At 60.2% G+C, this 1,058-nt stretch carries 1 protein-coding gene; it reads right to left on the bottom strand.

From position 1 onward, the window contains the following. Positions 1-1,058: amidohydrolase family protein (locus AC1D0Z_RS22585; protein WP_477660375.1), on the bottom strand; the 1,058-nt coding region annotated here is incomplete at both ends.

The raw sequence follows: 1,058 nt of genomic DNA, 5'->3' as shown, positions 1-1,058 counted from the left end.
GGCCTGCTGAGTGCTGGGCTTTGTCCATAAATACCAGGTCAGCGTCACGGCCTGTTTCTATCAGGCCGCAGTTGAGGTTGCGAATGCGCGCAGTATTGCCTGTGGCAAAGCAGAAAACCAGTTCCGCCGGGATATTGCCCAGGCTGGAAAGCAGGGCAATCAGGCGCAACATACCCAGCGGCTGCACACCGGATCCCGCGGGCCCGTCCGTGCCGAGGATGACGCGGTGGGGGCACTTGAGTTGCAGTGCCGCCTGAGCGGCCGCAATCGCGACCTTCTCGTTGCCGTTATGGACAATTTCGATGGCGCGCGACGACTTCTCGCACAGTTCGCAAACATGTTGTTCCGACAGTGCCGTATGACCACCATTGATATGGCCGATGACATCGGCATCAGCTTCCAGCACCACGTCCTTGTCAATCAAGCCTGAACCAGGGATGGAAGGGCCGCCGGTATGGATGGTGCTCTGAATGCCGTATTTTCGCGCCCAGCCCACCATCTCCTTGGCCTCATAGCCAGCCTTGACGGAGCCCAGGCCCACTTCTCCGAGCAAGGTCACCCCGGCCTCCGCCAGGTCCTTGAAGTCCTGCTCGGTCATGCCCTTTTCGATGATGGGCGCACCGGCCAGTACCTTGACGCCGCCCGGGCGAAAGTTGTCGAACGCACGTTGTGCGGTGATGGCCAGCGCCTTGAGGCCCACGATATCCTTGGGGCGCCCCGGCAGATGGACCTCACCGGCAGAGATCATGGTGGTGACACCGCCGTGCATGGTGGAGTCGATCCAACCGATCTGGTTCTGGCGCGGCGTCCAGTCGCCAAAAACCGGATGCACATGGCTGTCAATCAAACCAGGCGCCACACAAGTCTGATGGGCATCAATCACGGTCTGCGCATGTGAGGTATCGCAGTCCCCGGCTTTGCCGACAGCCACAATGACGCCGTCATTCACGACGATGGTGTCCGCGTCCAGGATGGGCCGGTCGATGTCACCTGAAAGCAGCAAGCCGATATTTCTGATCACGACCTTTCCTGATTTGCCGTTCGGTGCTGCTTCTGCC

The organism is Polaromonas sp. P1_E3, from assembly GCF_056405935.1.
The sequence above is the reverse complement of the archived record's forward strand: the minus strand, read 5'-3'. Positions and strand labels throughout refer to the sequence as shown.